23 protein-coding genes and 1 pseudogene are annotated in these 23,828 nt (G+C 72.1%); 7 read left to right on the forward strand and 17 right to left on the reverse strand.

Going from position 1 to position 23,828, the window contains the following annotated elements:
* Positions 1-88: 88 nt before the first annotated feature.
* From FEF34_RS08915 to FEF34_RS08940, 6 genes and pseudogenes are all read right to left on the reverse strand, one after another.
* Entirely contained in the window at positions 89-775 is a 687-nt protein-coding gene (locus FEF34_RS08915) for a response regulator (protein ID WP_138052663.1), read from the reverse strand.
* A gap of 50 nt (positions 776-825) precedes the next feature.
* Positions 826-3,372, reverse strand: coding sequence for a sensor histidine kinase (locus tag FEF34_RS08920; RefSeq protein ID WP_138052664.1), 2,547 nt, complete (start codon positions 3,370-3,372; stop codon positions 826-828).
* Between the two features lie 169 nt (positions 3,373-3,541).
* A pseudogene (locus FEF34_RS08925) lies at positions 3,542-3,902 on the reverse strand (ATP-binding cassette domain-containing protein).
* Between the two features lie 214 nt (positions 3,903-4,116).
* Positions 4,117-4,893, reverse strand: coding sequence for a DUF3710 domain-containing protein (locus tag FEF34_RS08930; RefSeq protein WP_138052665.1), 777 nt, complete (start codon positions 4,891-4,893; stop codon positions 4,117-4,119).
* A 1-nt stretch (position 4,894) separates the two neighbouring features.
* Complete coding sequence (gene dut / locus FEF34_RS08935; RefSeq protein WP_138052666.1) at positions 4,895-5,416, reverse strand: dUTP diphosphatase; 522 nt, start codon at positions 5,414-5,416, stop codon at positions 4,895-4,897.
* Positions 5,416-5,991 carry a PaaI family thioesterase gene (locus tag FEF34_RS08940; protein ID WP_138052667.1) on the reverse strand — a complete coding sequence of 192 codons (576 nt, stop codon included), beginning with the start codon at positions 5,989-5,991 and terminating at the stop codon, positions 5,416-5,418. The genes dut and FEF34_RS08940 overlap by 1 nt, the downstream gene beginning before the upstream one ends.
* A 58-nt stretch (positions 5,992-6,049) precedes the next feature.
* Here FEF34_RS08940 and FEF34_RS08945 point away from each other — a divergent pair, with 58 nt between their 5' ends.
* Positions 6,050-6,532: a DUF3093 domain-containing protein gene (locus FEF34_RS08945; protein ID WP_138052668.1), complete on the forward strand. Its 483-nt coding sequence runs from the start codon at positions 6,050-6,052 to the stop codon at positions 6,530-6,532.
* 192 nt (positions 6,533-6,724) lie between these two features.
* On the opposite strand, the gene FEF34_RS08950 is transcribed toward FEF34_RS08945, so the two are convergent.
* The 4 genes from FEF34_RS08950 to FEF34_RS08965 form a co-directional block, all read right to left on the reverse strand.
* A complete protein-coding gene (locus FEF34_RS08950; protein WP_138052669.1) occupies positions 6,725-7,693 on the reverse strand; it encodes a hypothetical protein in 969 nt (322 codons plus the stop codon).
* A 13-nt stretch (positions 7,694-7,706) separates the two neighbouring features.
* The gene (locus FEF34_RS08955) at positions 7,707-8,003 is read right to left on the reverse strand and encodes a DUF4193 domain-containing protein (RefSeq protein WP_017946571.1); all 297 of its coding nucleotides are present in this window, start codon (positions 8,001-8,003) and stop codon (positions 7,707-7,709) included.
* Between the two features lie 421 nt (positions 8,004-8,424).
* Complete coding sequence (locus tag FEF34_RS08960; protein WP_138052670.1) at positions 8,425-9,669, reverse strand: sensor histidine kinase; 1,245 nt, start codon at positions 9,667-9,669, stop codon at positions 8,425-8,427.
* Positions 9,670-9,671: 2 nt separating this feature from the next.
* The gene (locus tag FEF34_RS08965) at positions 9,672-10,325 is read right to left on the reverse strand and encodes a response regulator transcription factor (RefSeq protein ID WP_138052671.1); all 654 of its coding nucleotides are present in this window, start codon (positions 10,323-10,325) and stop codon (positions 9,672-9,674) included.
* Between the two features lie 350 nt (positions 10,326-10,675).
* On the opposite strand from FEF34_RS08965, the gene FEF34_RS41145 reads away from it, so the two are divergent.
* Positions 10,676-10,849, forward strand: coding sequence for a hypothetical protein (locus FEF34_RS41145; RefSeq protein ID WP_171052881.1), 174 nt, complete (start codon positions 10,676-10,678; stop codon positions 10,847-10,849).
* 91 nt (positions 10,850-10,940) lie between these two features.
* Here FEF34_RS41145 and FEF34_RS08970 read toward each other — a convergent pair whose 3' ends face one another.
* Both FEF34_RS08970 and FEF34_RS08975 read right to left on the reverse strand, forming a co-directional pair.
* Positions 10,941-11,741, reverse strand: coding sequence for an inositol monophosphatase family protein (locus tag FEF34_RS08970; protein WP_138052672.1), 801 nt, complete (start codon positions 11,739-11,741; stop codon positions 10,941-10,943).
* 114 nt (positions 11,742-11,855) lie between these two features.
* Positions 11,856-12,983, reverse strand: a complete 1,128-nt coding sequence (locus FEF34_RS08975; RefSeq protein ID WP_138052673.1) for a ferrochelatase — start codon at positions 12,981-12,983, stop codon at positions 11,856-11,858.
* A 107-nt stretch (positions 12,984-13,090) separates the two neighbouring features.
* Between FEF34_RS08975 and FEF34_RS08980 the strand changes: the two genes are divergently transcribed.
* Both FEF34_RS08980 and FEF34_RS08985 read left to right on the forward strand, forming a co-directional pair.
* Entirely contained in the window at positions 13,091-14,335 is a 1,245-nt protein-coding gene (locus tag FEF34_RS08980; protein ID WP_138052674.1) for an MFS transporter, read from the forward strand.
* Positions 14,292-15,623, forward strand: a complete 1,332-nt coding sequence (locus tag FEF34_RS08985; RefSeq protein WP_138052675.1) for a D-arabinono-1,4-lactone oxidase — start codon at positions 14,292-14,294, stop codon at positions 15,621-15,623. The genes FEF34_RS08980 and FEF34_RS08985 overlap by 44 nt, the downstream gene beginning before the upstream one ends.
* 35 nt (positions 15,624-15,658) lie before the next feature.
* Here FEF34_RS08985 and FEF34_RS08990 read toward each other — a convergent pair whose 3' ends face one another.
* Positions 15,659-16,513 carry a hypothetical protein gene (locus tag FEF34_RS08990; RefSeq protein ID WP_234042342.1) on the reverse strand — a complete coding sequence of 285 codons (855 nt, stop codon included), beginning with the start codon at positions 16,511-16,513 and terminating at the stop codon, positions 15,659-15,661.
* Between the two features lie 456 nt (positions 16,514-16,969).
* On the opposite strand from FEF34_RS08990, the gene sepH reads away from it, so the two are divergent.
* Both sepH and FEF34_RS41150 read left to right on the forward strand, forming a co-directional pair.
* Entirely contained in the window at positions 16,970-18,034 is a 1,065-nt protein-coding gene (sepH, locus tag FEF34_RS08995; RefSeq protein WP_138052677.1) for a septation protein SepH, read from the forward strand.
* A gap of 167 nt (positions 18,035-18,201) precedes the next feature.
* Entirely contained in the window at positions 18,202-18,471 is a 270-nt protein-coding gene (locus FEF34_RS41150; RefSeq protein WP_171052882.1) for a hypothetical protein, read from the forward strand.
* Between the two features lie 598 nt (positions 18,472-19,069).
* Here FEF34_RS41150 and FEF34_RS09005 read toward each other — a convergent pair.
* The gene (locus FEF34_RS09005) at positions 19,070-19,924 is read right to left on the reverse strand and encodes a sulfurtransferase (protein WP_138052678.1); all 855 of its coding nucleotides are present in this window, start codon (positions 19,922-19,924) and stop codon (positions 19,070-19,072) included.
* A 240-nt stretch (positions 19,925-20,164) separates the two neighbouring features.
* Here FEF34_RS09005 and FEF34_RS09010 point away from each other — a divergent pair, with 240 nt between their 5' ends.
* Entirely contained in the window at positions 20,165-20,944 is a 780-nt protein-coding gene (locus FEF34_RS09010; protein WP_138052679.1) for a VOC family protein, read from the forward strand.
* A gap of 322 nt (positions 20,945-21,266) precedes the next feature.
* On the opposite strand, the gene FEF34_RS09015 is transcribed toward FEF34_RS09010, so the two are convergent.
* The 3 genes from FEF34_RS09015 to FEF34_RS09025 are packed head-to-tail and all read right to left on the reverse strand — an operon-like array spanning position 21,267 to position 23,757.
* Positions 21,267-21,917 (reverse strand): thymidine kinase, encoded by a 651-nt coding sequence (locus tag FEF34_RS09015; RefSeq protein ID WP_138052680.1) that lies wholly within the window; start codon positions 21,915-21,917, stop codon positions 21,267-21,269.
* Positions 21,918-21,973: 56 nt separating this feature from the next.
* Positions 21,974-23,164 carry an alkaline phosphatase family protein gene (locus FEF34_RS09020; RefSeq protein ID WP_138052681.1) on the reverse strand — a complete coding sequence of 397 codons (1,191 nt, stop codon included), beginning with the start codon at positions 23,162-23,164 and terminating at the stop codon, positions 21,974-21,976.
* On the reverse strand, positions 23,164-23,757 hold the full coding sequence (locus tag FEF34_RS09025; RefSeq protein WP_138052682.1) for a DUF5998 family protein: 594 nt from the start codon (positions 23,755-23,757) through the stop codon (positions 23,164-23,166). The genes FEF34_RS09020 and FEF34_RS09025 overlap by 1 nt, the downstream gene beginning before the upstream one ends.
* Positions 23,758-23,828: the final 71 nt, after the last annotated feature.

A 23,828-nucleotide genomic window follows, 5' to 3' on the forward strand; every position in this document is an offset into this window, starting at 1 on the left:
ATGTACGGGCACCGTCAAGAGCCGTGTGGTGCGGACCGGCAGAAGCGCCGCCGCGCCCCGCCGCCCGTGGATGCGGCGGCGCGGGCCCTCAGCGCTCGAAGCGGTAGCCCATGCCCGGCTCGGTGACGAAGTGCCGGGGGTGCGACGGATCGGTCTCCAGCTTGCGGCGCAGCTGGGCCATGTAGACCCGCAGGTAGTTCGTCTCGGTGCCGTACGAGGGCCCCCACACCTCCTGGAGCAGCTGCTTCTGGCTGACGAGGCGGCCGGTGTTGCGGACGAGGACCTCCAGGAGGTGCCACTCGGTCGGGGTGAGCCGGACGTCCCTGCCCTCCCGGTTGACCTTCTTCGCCGCGAGGTCGACCGTGAAACCCTCGGTCTCGACGATCACGATCTCGCCCTCGTCCCCGCCGGCCGGCTCGGCACGGCGCACGGCGGCCCGCAGGCGGGCCAGCAGCTCGTCCATGCCGAACGGTTTGGTGACGTAGTCGTCGGCGCCGGCGTCGAGGGCCTCGACCTTCTCGTCGGAGGTGTGCCGGGCGGAGAGGACCAGGATCGGCACGCGGCTCCAGCCCCGCAAGCCCTTGATCACCTCGACCCCGTCCATGTCCGGCAGCCCGAGGTCGAGGACGACGACATCGGGGTGGCGCGCCGCGGCGACCTGAAGGGCCGTCGCGCCGTCGGGGGCGGCGTCGACCTCGTAGCTGCGCGCCTTCAGGTTGATCACCAGGGCGCGTACGATCTGCGGCTCGTCGTCGACCACGAGCACTCGGGTCATGCGTGCCTTCCTTCCGTCTCTCGTCCGTTCGTCGGGGTCGGCGGGCGGGGTCAGCCGGCGACCCGGGTGGCGGGGGTCCCGGTGCCCGCGGCGGCGGTGCCGGGGGCCGTCTGGAGGGTGAGGACCATCGTCAGGCCGCCGCCGGGGGTGTCCTCCGCGGACAGTGTGCCGTCCATCGCCTCGACGAAGCCCCGGGCCACGGCGAGGCCGAGCCCGACTCCGGCGCCGCGCGGCGCGTCGCCGTAGCGCTGGAAGGGCTCGAAGATGCGGTCCTTGGCGTCGTCCGGGACGCCGCGGCCGCGGTCCACGACCCGTACCTCGACCCGGCCGCCGTGGGCGCTCGCGGAGACGGCGACGGGGGTGCCGTCGGGGCTGTACTTGACGGCGTTCTCGACGATGTTGGCGACGGCCCGCTCCAGCAGGCCCTTGTCCATGCGCACCATCGGCAGGGTCTCGGGGATGTCCAGCTCGACGCTGCCCTCCGGAACACCGACGAGGGCCATGGGGACGACCTCGTCGAGGTCGATGCCGCGGATGAGCGGGGTGACGGTGCCGGTCTGGAGCCGGGACATGTCGAGCAGGTTGCCGACCAGGTGGTCCAGCCGGTCGGCACCGGCCTCGATGCCTTCGAGGAGTTCGGCCCGGTCGTCCTCGGACCACTCGACGTCGTCGGAACGCAGCGAGGTCACGGCCGCCTTGATGCCTGCGAGCGGGGTGCGCAGGTCGTGGCTGACCGCGGCGAGCAGCGCGGTGCGGATGCGGTTGCCCTCGGCGAGCTTGCGGCCCTCCTCGGCCCGGTGGACGAGCCGCTGCCGCTCGAGGACGACGGCGGCCTGGGCGGCGAAGGCGCCGAGCACGCGCCGGTCCTCGGCGGGCAGGACGCGGCCGGACAGCGCCAGGGCCATGTTCTCGCCGACGGGTATGTCCACATCGGCGTCCTCGGGACGGCCGACGGGCCGTGGTCCGACGCTGCCCGCGCGGGTCCACGGGTCCACGTCGCTCAGGCGTTCCAGCAGGGCCACGGACTCCATGCCGAAGGTCTCACGGACCCGCTCCAGCAGGGCGTCGAGGGCCGTCTCACCGCGCAGCACGCTGCCCGCGAGGAACGACAGGATCTCGGATTCCGCGCGCAGCCGGGCCGCCTGCTGGGTCCGCCGGGCGGCGAGGTCGACGACCGACGCGACGGCGACGGCGACTCCGAAGAAGACCGCGATGGCGACGATGTTCTTCGGGTCCGAGATCGTGAACCGGTGCAGGGGCGGTGCGAAGAAGTAGTTCAGCAGCAGCGAGCCGAAGGCGGCGGAGGCGAGGGCCGGCAGCAGGCCGCCGAGCAGCGCCGCGGTCACCGTCAGCGACAGGAACAGCAGCATGTCGTTGGCCAGCCCGAGGTCCGCGTCGGTGTGCGTGAGCAGCAGCGCCAGCACCGCCGGGCCGGCGACGCCGGCCAGCCAGCCCGCGACGATCCGTGCGCGGCCGAGCCGGGCGCCCCGGGCCACGGGCAGCCCGCGGCCCTTGGCGGCCTCCTCGTGGGTGACGATGTGGACGTCCAGGTCGGGGCCCGACTCCCGGGTGACGGTGGCGCCCACACCGGGGCCGAGGACGTATTGCCAGGTCTTGCGCCGTGAGGAGCCGAGTACGATCTGGGTGGCGTTGACCCCGCGGGCGAACTCCAGCAGCGCGGAGGGGACGTCGTCGCCGACGACGTGGTGGAAGGTACCGCCGAGGTGCTCGACGAGCGTGCGCTGGACGGCGAGTTCCTTGGGCGAGGCGGCGGTCAGTCCGTCGCTGCGGGCGATGTAGACGGCCAGCACCACCCCGCCCGCGCCCTTCTCCGCGAGGCGGGCGGCGCGCCGGATCAGGGTGCGTCCCTCGGGGCCCCCGGTGAGGCCGACGACGATGCGCTCGCGGGCCTGCCAGGTGGAGCGGATGTCGTGCTCACCGCGGTACTGCTGGAGGTACTCGTCGACGCGGTCGGCGACCCAGAGCAAGGCGAGCTCGCGCAGGGCCGTGAGGTTGCCCGGGCGGAAGTAGTCGGACAGTGCCGCGTCGACCTTGTCGGGCTTGTAGACGTTGCCGTGGGCCATCCGCCGGCGCAGGGCCTGGGGCGACATGTCGACCAGTTCGATCTGGTCGGCGCGGCGGACGACGTCGTCGGGGACGGTCTCCCGCTGCAGCACGCCGGTTATCGACCCGACCACGTCGCCCAGTGACTCCAGGTGCTGGATGTTGACGGTCGAGATCACGTCGATACCGGCGGCGAGGAGTTCCTCGACGTCCTGCCAGCGCTTGGTGTTGCGCGAGCCGGGCACGTTGGTGTGGGCCAGTTCGTCCACGAGGGCGACGGCGGGCCGGCGGGCCAGGACGGCGTCCACGTCCATCTCGGTGAAGACGGCGTCCCGGTACTCGAGCTCGGCGCGGGGGACCTGCTCCAGACCGTGCAGGATGCCCTCGGTCCGCGGCCGGTCGTGGTGCTCCACGAAGCCGACGACGCAGTCCGTGCCCCGCTCGACGCGCCGGTGCGCTTCGGAGAGCATCGCGTAGGTCTTGCCCACGCCCGGTGCGGCTCCGAGATAGATCCGTAGCCTGCCGCGCGCCATGGCCTCATTGTCCTTCACCGGCAGCCGGGCACCGGCTGCTGCGCCCGCCGTGGACGCCCCGCCGAAACTACATCCAGGAAATCGGACACGTCAGACCGCTTGCTCTGTCGTGGGACGTATTGACGCGATTCTGACGCGCTGGCGCCCCTGGTCGGGGGGACCCCGGTGGTCAGCCCTCGGCGATCTCGCCGTCGCTCAGGGCCAGTACCCGGTCGGCGAGGCCCGGCAACCGGGCTTCGTGAGTGACGACCAGCGCCGTGAGGTCCTCGCTGCGCACGACCGCCCGCAGCGGTTCCATGACGGCGAGGCTTTCCGGTCTCGGCGCCGCGCTGATCGGTCGGCTCGTCGGCGATCAGCAGCGCCGGCAGGTTGGCGAGGGCCCGGGCGACGGCGACCCGCTGCTGCCGGCCGCCGGACGGCTCCCCGGGGCGCTGCGCCGCCTGGTCGGCGAGCCCCGACACCCCGCGCAGGGCGTGGACCGCTGCGGCTCCGGTGCCGTACGAGCGGTGCAGGTCCTCGACGCGCACCATGGGCCAGTCCGCCAAGCGATTCCCCTCCCCGTCGCGCCACCGGCGACTCACCGTGCGGCCGCCGTCGCCCCGGCTCCCCTGCCCCGGAACGGGGATCAGAGTCGGCGGGAACGGCCCCGGGGCGCAAGGGGGTTGAACGGCGGTGGGCCGCACCCCGCCCCGGGGTGCGGCCCACCGCACGCCTCCGCGGCGCGCCGCCGTGGAGGGAGCCGCCTCAGCGCACCTCGGTGATCTCCGGACCGCGCTGCAGCTGTCCCATGCCTCCGGAGAAGCGGGACGTCTCCTGCTCTTCCTGCTGGACGCCCTCGGGCACCATCTGCGCGTCGTTCGGCAGCTTCAGGACGATCGGGTCGCGGGGGGCCATCGGCCCCTCGCCGCGGACCACGACCGTGTCCCGGAAGATCTGCTCCAGCAGACCCGCGGCCTGCGGCTGCACGGCGCCCTGCCCGGAGATCACTCCGCGCAGGAACCAGCGCGGCCCGTCCACGCCGACGAAGCGCACCAGCTGTACGCCGCCGGTACCGTCGGGCAGCTGGACCGGGACCTGGGCCCGGAGCTCCCAGCCCAAGGGGCCCTCGACCTCGTCGATGACGCCGCCCTGCTGGGTGATGCCGGAGGCGATCTCCTCCCGGACCTCGCCCCAGATGCCTTCCTTCTTCGGGGCGGCGAACGCCTGCAACTGGATCGCGCTGTCACGCAGCACGATGGTGGCCGCGACGATCGCGTCCCCCGCGACCTCCACGCGCAGCTCCATGCCCTCGACCCCGGGCACGTGGAGACCGCCCAGGTCCACGCGGCCCTCCTCGGGCCGGGAGACCTCGGAGACGTCCCAGGGGCCGTCCGGTCGCGGCGCTGGCGGAAGGTTCACCCGGCGGGGCTCGTCGTGCTCCGCCGCGTCGTCCGTGTCGAGCTCGTCGACGACCTGCTCGGCCTCGCCCGCCACGTCCGCTGCTTCTCCAGCGGGACTGCTCTTCTTGCGACGTCCGAACACGTCACTGTCCTTCCCGGTCGGATACGACCGAAGCGTATCGATTCCCACCCTGTGAGCCGCCCGGTCCGTCCACGGCGGCATGACCGCCGGTGGACCCGAAGCCCCCCTCGGCCCGCGCCGAGCCGGGAAGCTCCGCCACCTCGTGGAAGCGCACCTTCTCGACCTGCTGGACGACCAGTTGAGCAATCCGGTCGAACCTCTCGAACCGCACGCTCTCGTGCGGGTCCAGATTGACCACGATCACCTTGATCTCCCCACGGTACCCGGCATCCACCGTCCCCGGGGCATTCACGAGCGCCACTCCGCAGCGGGCCGCCAGGCCGGAGCGCGGATGCACGAAGGCCGCGTACCCGTCCGGGAGCGCGACGGACACCCCGGTCGGCAGCACGGCGCGCTCCCCCGGCGCCAGCTCGGCGGCCCGGGTGGTCACCAGATCGACGCCCGCGTCGCCCGGATGTCCGTATCGCGGAATCGGCACCTCCGGGTCCACGCGCCGGATGAGTACGTCGACGGGTTCGCGCATCAGGGGTTCACCTCGAAGGCGCGGGCGCGCCTGACCTGGTCGGGGTCGGCCATGGCCGCCTGGATCTCCTCCGGGCGGCCGTTGTCGATGAAGTGGTCGACCTTGACTTCGATGAAGAGGGCCTCGGCGCGGACGGCGACGGGGCCCTCGGGGCCGCCGATCCGGCCGGTGGCCCGGGAGTAGATCTTGCGGCCGGCGACAGCGGTGACCTCGGCCTCCAGGAACAGCACCGTGTCCACGGGAACGGGACGGACGAAGTCGGTCTCCAGCCGTCCGGTCACCGCGATCACCCGCAGCAGCCAGTTGAGCGAGCCGAGCGTCTCGTCGAGCGCGGTGGCCAGGACACCTCCGTGGGCGAGGCCCGGCGCTCCCTGGTGGGCGGCGGTCACGGTGAACTCGGCGGTGAGACTGACGCCCTCGCCGGCCCGCGCCTCCAGGTGCAGCCCGTGGGGCTGCCCGCCACCGCAGCCGAAGCAGTACTCGTAGTGCGCGCCCAGGAGCTCGCCGGGGGCCGGCGCATCGGGGTGCCGTACCGGCGCCGCGGCGTCGGCGGGAGGGGTCGTTGCAGTACTCACAGCCGCAGACCTTACCCGCGGGGCAACCTGCCGGTCTCGCCGTGCCAAGCTTGGGTTCATGCAGCCCTCCGCCACGCCGTCCGGCTCCCCCGCGGCACCCCGCTACGACGAGCGTCTCACCGTCCCCCGATCCTGGTGGCTGATCACCGCTCTGGTGGCGGTCTCGGGCGGTCTGGTCCTGCTGCCGCTGGGGACGGTGCCGATGCTCGGCGGGCTGATCGCGGCGGGCGCGCTGGCGGCGGTCGGCGTGAGCTCGTACGGCTCCGCCCGAATCAGGGTGGTGGCGGACTCGCTGGTGGCGGGCGACGCCCGGATCCCCGTGCCGGCGCTCGGCGAGCCCGAGGCTCTGGAGGCCGAGGACGCCCGGGCCTGGCGTTCGTACAAGGCGGATCCGCGTGCCTTCATGCTGCTCCGCAGCTATGTGCCGACGGCGGTGCGGGTGCCGGTCACCGACCCGGAGGACCCGACGCCTTACCTGTACCTGTCCACGCGGGATCCGAAGGGCCTGATCGCCGCCCTCGAAGCCGTCAGGGAGCGCTGAGGGGCGGCGGAGGCCGGGCCGGAACGCCTTCGCCCCGCGTCCGGTACGGGGCGGCAGGGCCCGGGCCGAAGCGGCCGGGCCCGGACGGATGGGAACCGCCGTCGGCGGGCTTCAGCGGGCCCCGCACGCCCGCCCACGGGTGTCCGTGGGGCCCGCGCGCGTGCCCGCGAGCGCGTGTCCTTGTGCGCGGAGTCAGCGGTCGAGTTCCCGGCGGAGTTCGACGGGGATGGTGTGCGGCAGTTCGCCGGGCTGTTCCAGCCGGGGCTGCGGGGGCAGCGCGTCCCAGGGCACCTGCCTGGCACGCAGGTCCTTGCGGATGCGCTCGGCCAGTTTCCTGGTGTCCCGCCGGTTCATCACGGCGCCGACGGCGGCACCGATCATGAAGGGCATCAGGTTCGGCAGATTGCGGACCGTGCGTTTCATGATCTGCTGCCGGAGCTCGCGCTTCATCCGGCCGCCCAGGGCCGCGTTGATCGTCGACGGTTCGGACACGTCGATGCCGCGCTCCTCCGACCAGCTGCTCAGGTAGGCGGTGGAGCGCTCCTTGAGGTTGCCGGGCGGGCGTCGGCCGTAGACCTCGTGAAGTTCGGCGATCAGCTTGAGCTCGATCGCCGCGACGCCGATGATCTCCGTCGCCAGCTCGGCCGGCAGTGCGGGCGGCACCGGCATCATGGCCGCCGCGCCGATCCCGGCGCCCACGGTCGACGTGCCGTTGGCCGCACCCGCGATCAGTTTGTCCGCGATCTGCTCCGGACCGAGGCCCGGGAACTGCGCCCGCAGGGTGGTGAGATCGCGGACGGGAATCCGCGGCGTGTACTCGATGAGCCGGTCGGCGACGAAGCCCAGCGCGACCTTCGCGGCGTCGCCGCTCTTGCGCACGCCGGTCATGGCGGCCGCGCCGCTCCTGCGGACTCCCTGCCTGACGGCGTCCAGGCGCCGGGCCCTGGTCGGGGACCCCGTCTTGGTCGCGGCCTCGAGCGAGGCCGGCAGGCCCCGCTCGTCGTCACGCGCACCGGGAGAGGGCAGGTGGGCAGCCTTGTCATGCCCGTCCGACGACTTCTCGCCGTCCCACGGGCCGGTACCGCCCGGATGTGCGTCCGGGGGCCCCTTCCGGCGGAAGCGCCGTTTCACCGGCCGGTCCGCCGGTCCGTCACCTGCCACGGCCGACCGGACCTCAGTCGCAGTCGCGGCAGATCGGCTGGCCGTTCTTCTCTCGGGCCAGTTGGCTGCGGTGGTGGACCAGGAAGCAGCTCATGCAGGTGAACTCGTCCGCCTGCTTGGGCAGCACCCGGACGGCCAGCTCCTCGTTCGAGAGGTCCGCTCCGGGCAGCTCCAGGCCCTCTGCGGCCTCGAACTCGTCGACGTCGACCGTGGAGGTCGTCTTGTCGTTCCGGCGCGCCTTCAGCTCTTCGAGGCTGTCGGAATCGATGTCGTCGTCGGTCTTGCGTGGGGTGTCGTAATCCGTAGCCATGTCGCTCTCCCCCTCTGGGTGTTTGCGGTGTCTCCAGCGCACGTAACGCGTGAGAGGCCGGACTTGTGCCCGACCTGAGGCGGAGATTTTGCCTCACATCAAGGTCTGTTACTCAATCGACACCCAACCCGATCCCTCATGAGTGATCAGCTTGGATGGCGATCAGGACCGTACACGGTCCTAATGTCGCACTTCACGGGCGCCACCCCGTGTACTTCCCGTCATCCCGACCCCCGGAAACCCGGACTTTCCCGGCGTTTCACAGGAACTTTGACGACGGAGAGTACATGGCCGGAAATTCGCCTCTGTGATCGATCACACAGCGAATCTCCGGGGGCGGGTCCGAAAATTCCGCGTAAAGCGAACAGCGGCGTCTCCCTCGGCGGCCCTTCGGTGTCATCTGCGGCCCTGGAGCATGTCTTCAGAGCGGCAGGGTGACGCGCATGACGAGGCCGCCGCCCTCGCGCGGCTCCGCGATGATACGGCCACCGTGGGCCCTCGCGACGGATCGCGCGATCGACAGGCCAAGTCCGACCCCCTTGTCACTGCCGGTGCGCTCCTGGTGGAGCCGCCGGAATGGCTCGAAGATGTTGTCGATCTCGTACGCGGGCACCACCGGCCCGGTGTTCGCCACCACCAGCACCGCCTGGCCGTGCTGGACCTCGGTGGTGACCTCGACCCAGCCGCCGTCCGCGAGGTTGTACCGCACCGCGTTCTGCACGAGATTCAGGGCGATCCGCTCCAGCAGCACGCCGTTGCCCTGGACCACCGCGGGGACTCGCTCCCCGCGGATCTCGACGCCCTTGGCCTCGGCCTCCGCCCTCGTCTGGTCCACGGCGCGGCCGGCGACCTCGGCCAGGTCGACGGGCTTGCGCTCCACGATCTGGTTCTCGCTGCGGGCGAGCAGCAGCAGTCCCTCCACGAGCTGCTCGCTCCGTTCGTTGGTGGCGAGCAGGGTCTTCCCGAGCTGCTGCAGCTCGGGAGGGGCACCCGGGTCGGAAAGGTGCACCTCCAGCAGGGTCCGGTTGATCGCCAGGGGCGTGCGCAGCTCGTGCGAGGCGTTGGCGACGAACCGCTGCTGTGCGGAGAAGGCCCTCTCCAACCGCTCCAGCATTTCGTCGAAGGTGTCCGCGAGCTCCTTCAGCTCGTCGTCCGGGCCCTCCAGCTCGATCCGCCGCGAGAGGTCCGTGCCGACGACCCGGCGGGCGGTGCGGGTGATCTTGCCGAGCGGGGACAGGACACGACCGGCCATGGCGTAGCCGAAGGCGAACGCGATCACGCTGAGGCCGAGGAGCGCGAAGAGCGAGCGGGTCAGGAGTTCGTCGAGGGCCTGCTGGCGCTGCTCGGCGATGCACAGCTTCAGCGCAGCGTTCCGCTGGCCGTTGTCGATCAGGTCGTTGATTCGGGGGCACGTGGGGCTGGTGATCGTGACGTTCGCGCCCGGCGGCGCGCCGACCTCGACGGACTGGCGGATCCCGTCGTGCAGCGCCTGGGCCGTCAGCAGATAGATGATCGACAGCAGCAGGATGCCCGCGATCAGGAACATCCCGCCGTACAGCAGGGTGAGCCTTATCCGGATGGTGGGACGCAGCAGCGGCCCGACGGGCTCTCTCGGGTCCCAGGTGGGCTTGGGGGGCGCCGTGGGGGGCGCGGGTGCCGTCGCCACGCTCAGATCCGGTAGCCGGAGCCCGGGACGGTGACGATCACCGGGGGCTCCCCGAGCTTGCGGCGCAGGGTCATGACGGTGACCCGGACGACGTTGGTGAACGGGTCCGTGTTCTCGTCCCATGCCTTCTCGAGCAGTTGTTCGGCCGAGACGACCGCGCCCTCGCTGCGCATGAGAACCTCCAGCACGGCGAATTCCTTGGGGGCGAGCTGGATCTCCCGGCCCTCGCGGAACACCTCCCGCCGGTTGGGGTCGAGCTTGATCCCCGCACGCTCCAGGACGGGCGGCAGCGGCACGGTCGTCCGCCGGCCCAGCGCGCGCACACGCGCGGTGAGCTCGGTGAACGCGAAGGGCTTGGGCAGGTAGTCGTCCGCCCCGAGCTCCAGTCCCTCCACGCGGTCGCTGACGTCGCCGGAGGCGGTCAGCATCAGGACGCGCGTGGGCATGCCGAGTTCGACGATCTTGCGGCAGACGTCGTCGCCGTGGACGAAGGGGAGGTCGCGGTCGAGGACGACCACGTCGTAGTCGTTGACGCCGATGCGTTCGAGGGCGGCGGCGCCGTCGTACACGACGTCGACCGCCATGGCCTCCCGGCGCAGTCCGGTGGCCACCGCATCGGCGAGCAGCTGCTCGTCCTCGACGACGAGTACGCGCACGAGGCTGGTCCTTCCTGTGTGACCGCCCGGTACCGTGACCGGGGCAGGTCGACGGTGACCTCGGGCAGGTCGGTGGTCGAATGGTGGTTCGTTGTGTCTCCATCCTGCCCCTTACGCGCGTAAACCGGCTGTAAGACGGAGAAGACGCACCCCGGGGGCACCAGGAGTGCACAGGGAATTCACGCGGTTCCCCGTGGAGTTGAGGTTTCCCTGAGGATGGCCGTGGGGAGGACGAGTGCACACCCCGCGATCACGCCGTGTATGTGGCATGCCACACCCCGTCTCTCTGTCCCCCAGAGGGTGCGCGTGATCCACCACCCGCCACCGACCCACGACGAGGGGGCGCGACCATGGACGCATTCACCGCAGGTCTTCTGCAGCGCATCAAGGCCACGGAGACCGACCTCACGCGGGCCCGTGAGGACGGCGACGACTTCCTGGCGGAGGTCGAGCAGGCCGAGCTGGAGGACCTGCACCGTCTCGCGGCGGAGCACGGCGTGAAGTTCGGCGCCGTCAGCGCCTGACCGGCCCGTGAGGGTCCGGTGCCGTGGGACGGCACCGGACCCTCACGCATGTGCGACCCGGGCCGGAACCGGGGACGGTCGCCGGGCGCGCTCAGTCGTGCCAGGCGCCCAGCTCGTCGAGCAGGCGCTGGAGCGGGGTGAAGACGCCGGGCGACGCGGCGACTGCCAGGTCGCGGTTCGGCGGTTCCCCCGGGCGGGACCCGGTGAGGGCCCCCGCCTCACGGGCGACGAGGTCGCCCGCCGCGAGGTCCCAGGGGTGCAGGCCCCGCTCGTAGTAGCCGTCCAGACGGCCGGCGGCCACGTCGCAGAGGTCCACCGCGGCCGAGCCGCCACGCCGGATGTCACGGAAGCACGGGATCAGCTGTCGCGCCACTTCCGCCTGGTGACAGCGCACGGACTGGACGTAGTTGAACCCCGTCGAGACCAGTGCCTGGTCCAGCGGCGGTGCGGGCCGGCACCGGAGCGGGCGGTCGCCGCAGAAGGCGCCGCCCCCGCGCACGGCCCGGTACGTCTCACCGCGCATCGGCACCTCGACGACGCCGACGACGGTCTCTCCGTCCCACTCGGCCGCGATGGACACGGCCCACGTCGGCAGGCCGTAGAGGTAGTTCACGGTGCCGTCGAGCGGGTCCACGACCCAGCGGACACCGCTCGTGCCCTCCGTGGAGGCCCCCTCCTCGCCGAGGAAGCCGTCGTCCGGCCGGGCTCCGGTGAGGAAGCCAGTGATCAGCTTCTCGGCGGCGATGTCCATCTCGGTCACGACGTCGATCGGGCTGGACTTGGTCGCGGCGACGGCGAGGTCGTCGGGCCTGCCGTCCCGCAGCAGCTCACCCGCCCGGCGCGCGGCCTCCAGCGCGAGGGACAGCAGTTCGTCGAGCAGAGGGTCGGTCACGGAACGGCTCCAGGGTGCGTGGCTGTGTCATGTGCCGGGACGTGCGGGCGGCGACCGCACGTCCCCGTCCGTCCGTACGGCGACTCTCCGTCCGTACGTCCGAGGTCCGCGGTACTAGGCGTACGGGCTGTCCGCGCCGGCCGCCGCGGGGCGCTCCGACCTCGCGGGGCAGCATCCGATCGGGCAGAGGTCGTGGGACGGACCGAGCGCACCGAGCGCGCACCGCTCCACCACCTTCCCCCGCTCGGTCGCCGCACGCTCCAGGAGCAGGTCGCGGACCGCCGCCGCGAAACGCGGGTCCGCCCCGACCGTCGCCGACCGACGGACCGGGAACCCCAGTTCCGCGGCCTTGGCCGTGGCCTCCGTGTCCAGGTCGTACAGGACCTCCATGTGGTCCGACACGAAGCCGATCGGCACCATCACGGCCGCCGGGACCCCGTCGCCGTGCAGCTCCTCCAGGTGGTCGCAGATGTCCGGCTCCAGCCAGGGGATGTGCGGGGCGCCGCTGCGCGACTGGTACACGAGTCGCCAGGGGTGGTCGGTGCCGGTCTCCCTCCTGATGGCGTCGACGATCACCCGCGCCACGTCGAGGTGCTGCTTCACGTACGCCCCGCCGTCGCCGTGCTCGGCGACCGGACCCGAGCTGTCCGCGGCCGCGTCCGGGATCGAGTGGGTGGTGAACGCCAGGTGCGCGCCCGCCCGCACGTCCTCGGGCAGGTCGGCGAGTGACGCGAGCACGCCCTCCACCATCGGGGCGATGAAACCGGGGTGGTTGAAGTAGTGCCGCAGCTTGTCGACGCGCGGCAGCGGCAGTCCCTCCGCCTCCAGCGCGGCGAGCGCGTCCGCGAGGTTCTCCCGGTACTGCCGGCAGCCCGAGTACGAGGCGTACGCGCTGGTGGCGAGCACGGCCACCCGGCGGCGCCCGTCGAGGACCATCTCCCGGAGGGTGTCCGTCAGGTACGGCGCCCAGTTCCGGTTTCCCCAGTAGACCGGCAGATCGAGGTCGGCGCCGGCGAAGTCCTCGCGGAGCGCGTCCAGCAGCGCGCGGTTCTGGTCGTTGATCGGACTGACCCCGCCGAAGAGGAAGTAGTGCTGACCGACTTCCTCGAGGCGTTCCCTGGGGATGCCGCGGCCGCGCGTCACGTTCTCCAGGAACGGGACCACGTCGTCCGGTCCCTCGGGACCGCCGAAGGAGAGCAGCAGCAGGGCGTCGTAGGGTGCGGGGTCGCGCGGTTCGGCCATGGTGCGATCCTCCCACCAGCCTCGGACAGCGGGAAAACCGCACTGGAGTAAGGGTTGCCTCACCAGTAAGCTGTACCGGCCACTCACATTCCTTACGGAGCGCCGTCTTGCCCAGTCCCTACCGCGCCATATTCGCGGCCCCCGGCACCCTGGCGTTCTCCGCCGCAGGCTTCTTCGGGCGCATGCCGCTGTCCATGATGGGCGTCGGCATCGTGGCCATGGTCTCCCAGCTGACGGGGCGCTACAGCCTCGCCGGCTGGCTCTCCGCGACCCTGGCGCTGTCGGCGGCCGTACTCGGCCCCCAGGTCTCCCGGCTGGTCGACCGGCACGGGCAGAGCAGGGTGCTGCGCCCCGCCCTGCTGATCTCGGTCGCCGCGGTGGGGGGACTTCTCGTCTGCGCCCAGCAAGGGGCGCCGAACTGGATGCTGTTCGCTTTCACCGGCTGTGCCGGCTGCATTCCGGCCGTCGGCGCGATGACGCGGTCCCGCTGGGCGGCGATCTACCACGGTTCGCCCCGCGAACTGCACACCGCGTACGCCTTCGAGTCGATCGTCGACGAGGTGTGCTTCATCGTCGGCCCGATCATCTCCATCGGGCTGTCCACGGTCTGGTTCCCCGAGGCGGGCCCGCTGCTGGCCACCGCCTTCCTGGTGGTCGGCGTGCTCTGGCTCACGGCGCAGCGCGCGACCGAGCCCTCGCCGCACCCGCGCACGTCCGACAGCGGCGGTTCCGCGCTGCGCTCCCCCGGCCTGCGGGTGCTGGTCGTGACCTTCGTCGCGACGGGCGCCATCTTCGGCTCGATCGACGTGGTGACGGTGGCCTACGCCGAGGAGCAGGGCAGCAAGGCCGCGGCCAGCCTGGTCCTGGCGGTCTACGCGCTGGGCTCCTGCCTCGCCGGAGCGGTCTTCGGACTGCTGCACCTGAAGGGCGAGCCGGCCCGCAGGTGGGTACTGGGCGTGTGCGCGATGGCCGTGAGTATGATCCCCCTCCAACTGGCCGGGAACTTGGTGGTCCTGGCCGTGGCGCTCTTTGTCGCGGGCCTGGCCATCGCGCCCACCATGGTGACGACCATGGCCCTCGTCGAAACGCACGTACCGCGCACCAAGCTGACCGAGGGCATGACCTGGACCGGTACCGGGCTCGCGGTCGGCGTCTCGCTCGGCTTGTCGGCCTCCGGATGGGTGGTGGACGAGTACGGGGCCGGTGCCGCGTACGCGGTGCCCGCGGTGGCGGGAGCGCTCGCGGTCGTGGTCGCGTTCTCGGGGTACCGCCGGCTGCGCAGGCCGGTGCCGACGCGGGAGGGGCGGGATGACGAGCACATCCAGGACCATGACGAGGAACGCGTGGCGTAACTGGGCGGGCACGGTGACCGCCCGTCCGCAGCGGGAGGTCACCCCAGCCTCGGCGGGGGAACTGGCCGAGGCCGTGCGCCGCGCCGCGGAGGACGGCCTGCGGGTGAAGACGGTCGGCACCGGTCATTCGTTCACCGCGATCGCCGCGACGGACGGCGTGCTGGTCCGGCCCGATCTCCTCACCGGCATCAGGGAGATCGACCGTACGGCGATGACGGTGACCGTCGAGGCCGGCACCCCGCTGAAGCGGCTCAACGCCGCGCTCGCCCGCGAGGACCTGTCGCTCACGAACATGGGCGACATCATGGAGCAGACGGTCGCGGGAGCCACCAGCACCGGGACGCACGGCACCGGCCGCGACTCCGCCTCGATCGCCGCGCAGATCCGGGGGATCGAACTGATCACGGCGGACGGTTCGCTGCTGACCTGCTCCGAGAAGGGGACCGAGGAGGAGCGCGAGCTCTTCGCCGCGGCCAGGATCGGACTCGGCGCACTGGGCGTGATCAGCGCGATCACCTTCGCAGTCGAGCCGATGTTCGTGTTGACGGCTCGCGAGGAGCCGATGCCCTTCGATCGGGTGACGTCGGAGTTCGACGAGCTGCACGCGGAGAACGAGCACTTCGAGTTCTACTGGTTCCCGCACACGGGCAACTGCAACACCAAACGCAACAACCGCAGCTCCGGCCCCGTCGCCCCGCCCGGAGCGGTCAGCGGGTGGATCGAGGACGAGCTCCTCTCCAACGGACTGTTTCAGGTGGTCAATTCACTCGGACGTGCGATACCGGCCACGATTCCGGCGATCGCCAAGGTCTCCAGCCGTGCGCTGTCCGCCCGTACGTACACGGACATTCCTTACAAGGTCTTCACAAGTCCCCGCCGAGTGCGCTTCGTCGAGATGGAATACGCGCTCCCGAGGGAGGCCGCGGTCGCCGCACTGCGCGAGCTGAAGGCCATGGTCGACCGTTCGCCGCTGCGGATCAGCTTCCCCGTGGAAGTGCGGACGGCACCCGCCGACGACATCACCCTGTCCACCGCGTCCGGGCGCGAGACCGCGTACATCGCCGTACACATGTACAAGGGCACGCCGTACCGCTCGTACTTCACCGCGGTGGAGCGGATCATGACCGCGCACGGCGGCCGGCCGCACTGGGGCAAGATCCACACACGCGACGCGGAGTACTTCGAGAGCGTGTACCCGCGGTTCGGCGAGTTCCTGGCACTGCGCGACCGGCTGGATCCCGACCGGGTGTTCGGCAACGACCATCTGCGGCGGGTGCTGGGCGCCTAGGTGTATTGCCCTGCGATCGGGCTCCGGCGCCTGCCCTAGGAGGCGTCCGGCGCGGCCCCTCGCGTCGACTCGGCGGGCGCGGGCGCGGAGGGCGTCGGGTCCTGCGGCACCGCCGGATTCTCGCCACCGCTGGAAGCGGAGGGGCCGGGGGACGGCCGGTCCCCCTCGCCAACGTCCGCCCCCGGAACGGAGCCCGACGTGGAGCCGGAGCCGCCTCGGCCGTCGCCCTCGGTGCCGCTCCCGCCCCGGTCGCCCTCGCCGCCGCCCGCACCGGAGCCGTCGTCCGTCCCGGAAGTGCCGTCGTGGTCACCGCCCCGCTGCCCCTGCCGCCCGTCGTCCCGGTCTCCCCGGGGACTCGACGGCGAGGGCGACCCGTCGCCGGCCCGGTCGCCGCCGCGGACGGCCGTGCCCACCGTGGTGCCCCGCCCGCCGCTTAGGTCCCGGCCGGACGCGAGTTCGTACCCGGTGATGCCGAGCATCGCGACGGCGAACACGACGGCGGCGGCGACCAAGCGCCGTTTCCGGCCGCGGGCGCGGGTGCCGTGGGTGGTCGTGGCGCCGAACTCCCGGTGACCGGACGGCTCACCGTACGCGGAGGGCTCCGCCGCCGAGGAACCGGCGGGCGGGCGGGAGACCTTGGGACCGGCCTGCTGCGTGACATCGCGGATCTGTTCGCCGGTTCGCCGGAACAGGTGCTGGAAGAGGGAGCCGCCGCAGGTGGCCACCACACTCACCACTCCGGCGCCCAGAATCGTTCCGTAGACGCCGAGTTGAGAGGCGAAGACGGCCGCCGCGACCGCCGCGAGGGCACTGCCCGCGACCTGCGGAACGCTCAGGTCCAGTCGCCGCTCCTTCCGCTCCGCCGCGCCGTCGTCCCTTGTGTGATGCATATCCGACTTCTGCTTACCCATCTGTCCCACCGTGCACCAAGAAGGGACATATGGGCGAATCGAATAGTTCCGACTATGCGGATTCCGTGAAGCTTGCCACCCCCGAATCCGGGGTAGAGGAACGGAACTTGCGGCCTCCGTGACAAGTTCGGCGGCGCGCCGGTCCACCCCGATGGCCCGAATGGAGTACTGTGACGAGCCCTGGGTCCGGTCTCTCTCGCGGGTGCGCGGCCCCGGGAACAGGGGGCCGAAAGCGGCACTCGAACCGGCGGCGCCGTGGCACCGCGCGGTCGCCTGCTGTAGTGGGTGACGATGCTCGTCACCCTGCGTTGCAAACAGGTAACCGTGCCATAACGGCGGTCCAGGGCCCATGCCCGACACGCCGGGCAACTCGACAAGGTTGTGGCAGGCTGCACCCGGGCAGGCCACACTCGACTAGCGGAAGCAGCGACGCACGTGACGTCGGCAGGCACCACCCGGGAGGTCCCCATGCCCGAACTGCGTGTCGTGGCCGTCTCAAACGACGGCACACGACTGGTGCTGAAGGCTGCGGACAGCACGGAGTACACGCTTCCGATTGACGAACGGCTGCGCGCCGCCGTCCGCAACGACCGCGCGCGCCTCGGCCAGATCGAGATCGAGGTCGAGAGCCACCTCCGCCCGCGCGACATCCAGGCACGTATACGAGCAGGTGCGTCCGCGGAGGAGGTCGCCCAGCTCGCCGGCATTCCCGTGGAACGGGTGCGCCGGTTCGAGGGGCCCGTCCTCGCCGAGCGCGCGTTCATGGCGGAGCGTGCGCGCAAGACGCCCGTCCGCCGCCCCGGGGAGAACACCGGCCCACAGCTCGGCGAGGCCGTGCAGGAGCGCCTGCTCCTGCGGGGTGCCGAGAAGGACACCGTCCGGTGGGACTCATGGCGGCGCGACGACGGCACCTGGGAAGTGCTGCTGGTCTACCGGGTGGCGGGAGAGCCGCACTCGGCGAGCTGGACGTACGACCCGCCGCGCCGGCTGGTCCAGGCCGTCGACGACGAGGCCCGGGCGCTGATCGGGGAGACGGACGACGCCATCGGCGTCACCCATGAGCCGAGCTTTCCGTTCGTACCGCGTATCGCCCGGCTCCCCCCGGACCGGCCGCTCGACCGCGTCCCGGACCGCCCCGCGCAGCTTCCGGCGCCGGAGACCGACGAGACCGAACGGGACTCGCTCACCAGCCTGCTGGAGGCGGTCCCGAGCTTCCGCGGCGACCTCGTGGTGCCGGAGCGGCCGACCCCGGAGACGCCGGCCGCCGAGCCCGTCGAGGAACCGGAGGCCGAGGAGCCCCCTGCCCCCGCGGCGTCCGCCGGCGCCGGCTCGGCGTACGCGGACGTCCTGATGCCGCGGTCGGTCACCGGCCACCGCGATCGCCTCACCGGAACCACGGACCGGCAGGCCGAGGCGGACGGCGTCCGCCCGGGCCGCCGGGCGGCGGTGCCCAGCTGGGACGAGATCGTGTTCGGCACCCGCCGGAAGAAGCAGGAGTAGCGCTTTCGGGCCATCGCGGTGGTGGGCTCATACGGTTTCCGTATGAGCCCACCACCGTTCCCGGTGCCGCATCAGGCGGTTCGCCCCGTCGCGACGCCCGGCACGGCGAACCGGGGCGTTGCCGAATCAACCGAGCAGGCCCACCACGGGGCCGGACCCAGCTCCTCGTGCAGGCTTTAGTCGGTCCGCTCGAGGATGAGGCCGAACTCGCCGTCGACCTCCTGGTCGGCGGCGAGGTGGAGATGCGCACCCCGTCCTGCGCGAGGGTCAGCAGGTGCCGCGCCAGAGAGGCCGGCCCCGCGGGATTCGCCTTGAGGACGACCTCCCCGCGCCTGACCGCCAGTTCGATCTCGAAGCCGTCGTCCCAGGCGAAGCGCAGTGGTTCGCCGGGTTGCTACTTCGGTACCTCGATCATTTTCTGCTCCTGTTCGAGGTAGATGTGACGGGTCCTCGACGACCATCATCCGGCCCGGCTTCTTGGGTGGGGCTCCATGCGCTCGAAGTTCACGTGCGGCCCGCCGCCATGTTCACACAGAATGTCGGAATCACCCATCCGGGCCACGCGGGTTCCGTCTGTTGACACGTACCGGCCGCTGCCAGGAACCGGTTCCTTGTAACCCGGTCCGAGCCGCTTCTCCGCCATGCCCAGGTCCTCGTTCGTGGGGGCCAGGGTGCCGTTCCCGGGGTGACCGTCCTCGTCGACCTTGCGGTAGGAGGTCCACGGGCGCACGGCTTGGTGTTGTGGACGAGGACCGGCGTGGTGCCTGCCAGCACGCAGCCGGCTTGCGGCCCTTGGCCGCGGTCGTCCTCACGTTCACGCCGGGCTCTGCGGCCTCGGCCGCCGGCGCCTGGGCGGTGGCGTCCAGGCGCCGGCGTCGCGGGCGGCTTCCGTCCCCGAACGGGCCCGGCGTTCTCACCGAGCGGCCTCCCCCGTGGGCACGGATGCACGCCCGGCGCTCCGGCCCTCGCCGCGACCGGCGGGCCCCGAAGACGGCCGGCCCCGCGTGGCGCCGGTGCCGGCCTGCCCTCTGCCCGCTACTGCGGCTCGGGGCCGGTCGCGACCGGCCGGGTGGGATCGGAGGACCACTCCGACCAGGAACCGGCGTAGAGCGCCGCCGGGATTCCGGCGATCGCCAGGGCCAGGACCTCGTGGGCGCCGGAGACCCCGGAGCCGCAGTAGACACCGACCTCGCGAGCGTCCTCGGCGCCCAGGCGCTTGAAACGGGCGGCAAGTTCCTCGCGGGGCAGGAAGGTGGTGGCGCCCTCCGGGACGTTGTCCGTCGTCGGAGCCGAGACCGCGCCGGGAATGTGCCCGCCGACCGGGTCGATCGGCTCCACGTCGCCCCGGTAGCGCTCGGCGGCCCGGGCGTCCAGCAGGAGTCCGGACCGGGCGAGGGCCGCCGCACCGTCCGCGTCGAGCAGCGGCAGACCACCGGGCACGGGAGTGAAGTCGCCCGGAGCCGTGGGAGTGACGTCCGTGCTCAACGGGCCGTCCCAAGCCGCGAGACCTCCGTCCAGGACACGGACGTCCGGGTGTCCCGCCCACCGCAGCAGCCACCACGCCCGCGCCGCGCCCCAGCCCTGTCCCCCGTCGTAGACGACGACCGGGACGCCACCCGACACACCAGCGCGGCGCATCGCCGCGCCGAAGGTCTCCGTGTCCGGTAGCGGATGCCGCCCGCCCCGCCCGGGTGGTCCCGCCAGTTCGGAGTCGAGGTCGACGTACACGGCCCCGGGGATGTGACCGGCCTCGTAGGCGGCCCGGCCGTCGAAGGGTGCGGCACCGGCGGCCTTGGCCAGGGTGAGCTGCCAGCGGACGTCGAGCAGCACCGGAGGCCGCCGGCCGGCTGACTCGTCGGCGAGTTCGGTAGCGGTGATGATGGGGTTCATGACGCCATCTTCGCGCAAGGGCCGGCGGGCCCTCGCGCAGCGACGTCAATGGCCGCACCGAGGATGGAAGGTGCGGGAACGGGCATCCTTCCCCGGGGGATCCCCGGGGAAGAGCGGCGCGGCCGTGACGCGCGGCGCGCCCGGTGGTGCGAGCATCTGCACGGGGTGAGGGCCGTCCCGTACGACGGCCGCCGGTCCCCCGCACGGCCACGACGACGATGGTCCGAGGAGAGAGTGACGATGACGACCGAGGCGACTCGGCGCAGACCCGGCGAGCCCTGCTGGGTGAGCCTCATGGTGCACGGACTCGACGCGACGCAGGACTTCTACCGGGAGCTGTTCGGCTGGGAATTCGTCCCCGGGCCGCAGCAACTCGGCCCGTACGTCCGAGCGCTGCTCGACGGCAAGGAGGTGGCCGGCATCGGCCGGCTGCCGGCGGACCGCCAGCTGCCGATCGCGTGGACGCCGTACATGGCCTCGGACGACATCGACGAGACCGCCGAGCGGATCAGGATGTGCGGCGGCACGATCGGGGTCGGGCCGCTCGACGCGGCGGACGCGGGACGGCTCGTCATCGCCGCCGACCCGGAGGGCGCGGTCTTCGGCGCCTGGCAGGCCGCAGCGCACACGGGCACCGCCCTCTTCGGCACCCACGGCACGCCCGTGTGGAACGAGTTGATGACGCGGGAGACGTCGGCGGTCGGCAAGTTCTACGAGTCGGTCTTCGGTTACGACCTCGAGCCCGTGGTCCCGGCCGGCACCGACCTGCTGACGCTGCGTCTGGACGACCGCCCGGTGGCCTCGATCCACGGAGTGGGTCATGCCCTGCCGCGCGACAGGGGCTCGTACTGGATGACCTACTTCGAGGTCGAGGACCCCGACGCGATCGCGGTCACGGTGGTGGACCTCGGCGGCCACGTCGTGCGTGAACCGTACGAGGGCACGAGCGGCCGGCAGGCGACGGTGGCCGACCCCGAGGGCGCGGTCTTCACCGTCGTGCGGACCGCTCGGCGGAACTGACCCGGGCGGTCGGCCGTCGCGGGCCGAACCCGCCTCCTCCGAGGGGGCGTTGCCCGCGGCCGACCCCGTCTCGACCTGGTCGTCGGACGTGCCATGGAGCCCGTGGCCGTGGGAAACCGCAGAGCCGGCCCCCGACGCCGGGGCCAGGGCGGAGCCCGTCGGTGTCGCGAGTGTGCCGGGAGCCCGCTCCCCGACGGACCTCGTGGCGCACGTCCCGGCTGGGCCACGCCCGTCCCGGACCGCTTCCCTCGATGCCGTGGTGCGCGTCCCCGGCGGGGTATCCCCCTCCCGGCCCCGACGGGATGCGCCGCCGGCTCCGCTCTCAGTCGGCGGCCACGGGCAGCACGTCGGGCGACAGCGCCGCGGCCCGCGCGGAGGCGGCGGTCGTCCGCCGCCGGTGATGCAGCCGGCACAGCACCTCGTAGCCGATCTCGTCCAGCGACTGGTTCACGTCGCCGACGACGACCTGGGCACCCTCCACGACCATCTCCCCGCCGATCGTACGGGCGTTGTGGGTGGCGCGGGCCCCGCACCAGCACAGTGCCTCGACCTGCAGCACCTCGACCCGGTCGGCCAGCTCCACCAGCCGCTGCGATCCGGGGAACAGCTTGGACCGGAAGTCCGTCGTGATGCCGAAGGCGAACACGTCGAGCCGGAGGTCGTCCACGACCCGCGCCAGCTGGTCGATCTGCTCCGGGGCGAGGAACTGCGCCTCGTCCGCGATCACGTAGTCGCAGCGTCCGCCCTTGGAGAGGTGGGCGACGAGGTAGGCGTAGAAGTCAAAGCCGTCGGCGGCCTCGATGGCGTCCGTCACCAGACCCAGCCTGGACGACAGCTTGCCCTCGCCCGCCCGGTCGTCACGGGTGAAGATCATGCCCTGCAGTCCCCGGGCCGACCGGTTGTGCTCGATCTGGAGAGCGAGGGTGCTCTTCCCGCAGTCCATCGTTCCGGAGAAGAACACCAGCTCGGGCATGAGGACGTGACAGCCTTTCGGTTGTTGCCGGGGGACGCGGTCGGGGCGGCCGGGCGTCAGGAGCGTACTTCGAGCAGGGGGACCAGCTGTTCGACGGGGGTCATCGAGCCGTGCATGCCCACCATGGCCGACTCGTGGGGCTCGTTGACCGAGGCGGTGATCACGACGTCGTCGTGGGCTGCGGCGACCACGTCCCCGATGCGCCGGTAGACGCGCTCGTCGGTCTGCGGGCCGAACCAGCCCGCCGCGATGGCCTCGTCCCGGCTCGCGATCCAGAACCGGTCGCCGAGCACCTCGCGCCAGACGGCGAGCACGTCGGCCTCGGCGCCGGGGACGGCGTAGACGTGGCGGGCGCGGCCCTCGCCGCCGAGCAGGGCGACGCCGGCGCGCAGCTCCCAGTCCTCGTCGAAGTCGATCCGCGACTCCTCGCCGAACGGGATGTCGATCATGCCGTGGTCGGCGGTGACGTACAGGGCGGCGCGGGGAGGCAACTGCTCGGCGAGGCGCTGGACGAGGCGGTCCACGTACATCAACTGGCCCCGCCAGGCGTCGGAGTCGATACCGAAGCGGTGGCCCTTGCCGTCGAGCTCGCTGTAGTACGTGTACACGAGCGACCGGTCCCCCGCGGCGAGTTGCTCGGCGGCGAAGTCCATCCGCTCCTCGCCGGTGAGCTTTCCGTGGAACGTTCCGCCGCTCAGCGCGATCTTGGTGAGCGGGGTGTCCCGGAAGGTGGGGGATGACACCTGGGCGGTGTGCACCCCGGCCTCGTCGGCGAGCTGGAAGACCGTCGGGTACGGCTGCCAGACGCGCGGCGACGTCCACGGCTTCCAGCGCAGCTGGTTCATCAGTTCGCCGGTGTCCGGATTGCGGGCGGTGTATCCGGGCAGACCGTGCGCGCCGGGCGGCAGTCCGGTGCCGAAGGAGGCCAGTGAGGTGGCCGTCGTGGCGGGGAATCCGGCCGTCAGCGGCCGGCCGGTGCCGCCGAGGGAGCCGGCGAGGAGCGAGGTGAGGTACGGCGCGTCCTCGGGGTGGGCCCTCAGTTGCTCCCAGCCGAGGCCGTCGATCAGGAAGACGCAGTTCCGGTCCGCGGGCGTGAGCTCCGCGATGGCGGAGCGCAGCCCCGGTACGCCCTGCCCTGCTGCGAGCGTCGGCAGCAGATCGGCCAGCGAGGCCGTGCCGTAGGCGGGGACGGGAGCCGTGTCGAGGTCGAGCGGGACGACGTCCTCGGGCCAGTCGGGACGGATCATCAGCGGGTTGCCGTCGTGGCGGCCGTCGCCTCGGACAGCGCCTGGGCGAAGGTGAGCGTCTGGCGGACCGCCTCGGGCCCGTCGCCGGCCTCGCTGACCCGCAGACTGAGGTCGTCCGCGGTGGAGCTCCCGGTGTAGCCGTGGTCGGCATCGCAGTTGGGGTCGCCGCAGGCGGCGGGCTCCAGGTCGATCCGGGAGACCGCGCCCCAGCCGATGGTGAGGACGACCTCGCGGGGCAGGGTGCCCGGGGTGTACGACTCGGGGTTGGCGACGACACGACTGACCACCACGGACGAGATCCTCGGGAGCTTCACCGACTCCGTGGAGGTCGTCGCGTAGGGGGTCGGGGAGCTGCTGTCGGCCGCCTGCTCGTCCGTGTGGCTCACGATGAAACGGGTGCCGGTCAGCACGAGGACGGTCACATGGCGGCGCACCTCGTTGGAGTCGAAGGTCGTCTCCTGGTGCACCAGGTACGAGGAGATCTGCTCGCCGCCCACCGCGGCCTCCACCGCTTCGGCCACGAGAGCCGGGTAGTAGCCGCTGCGCTCGATCGCCGCGCGCAGCCCCTGGGTCGTCGTACCGGTCTTCGCCATGGGCTCCATCCTACGGGGCCCGGGGACCCCGGAGTGCGCTCCGTGACCGCCCGGCCCGCAACCCCGGGGAC

Origin of the sequence: Streptomyces marianii (genome assembly GCF_005795905.1) — a bacterium.
In the GTDB taxonomy this organism is placed as follows: Bacteria; Actinomycetota; Actinomycetes; order Streptomycetales; family Streptomycetaceae; genus Streptomyces; species Streptomyces marianii.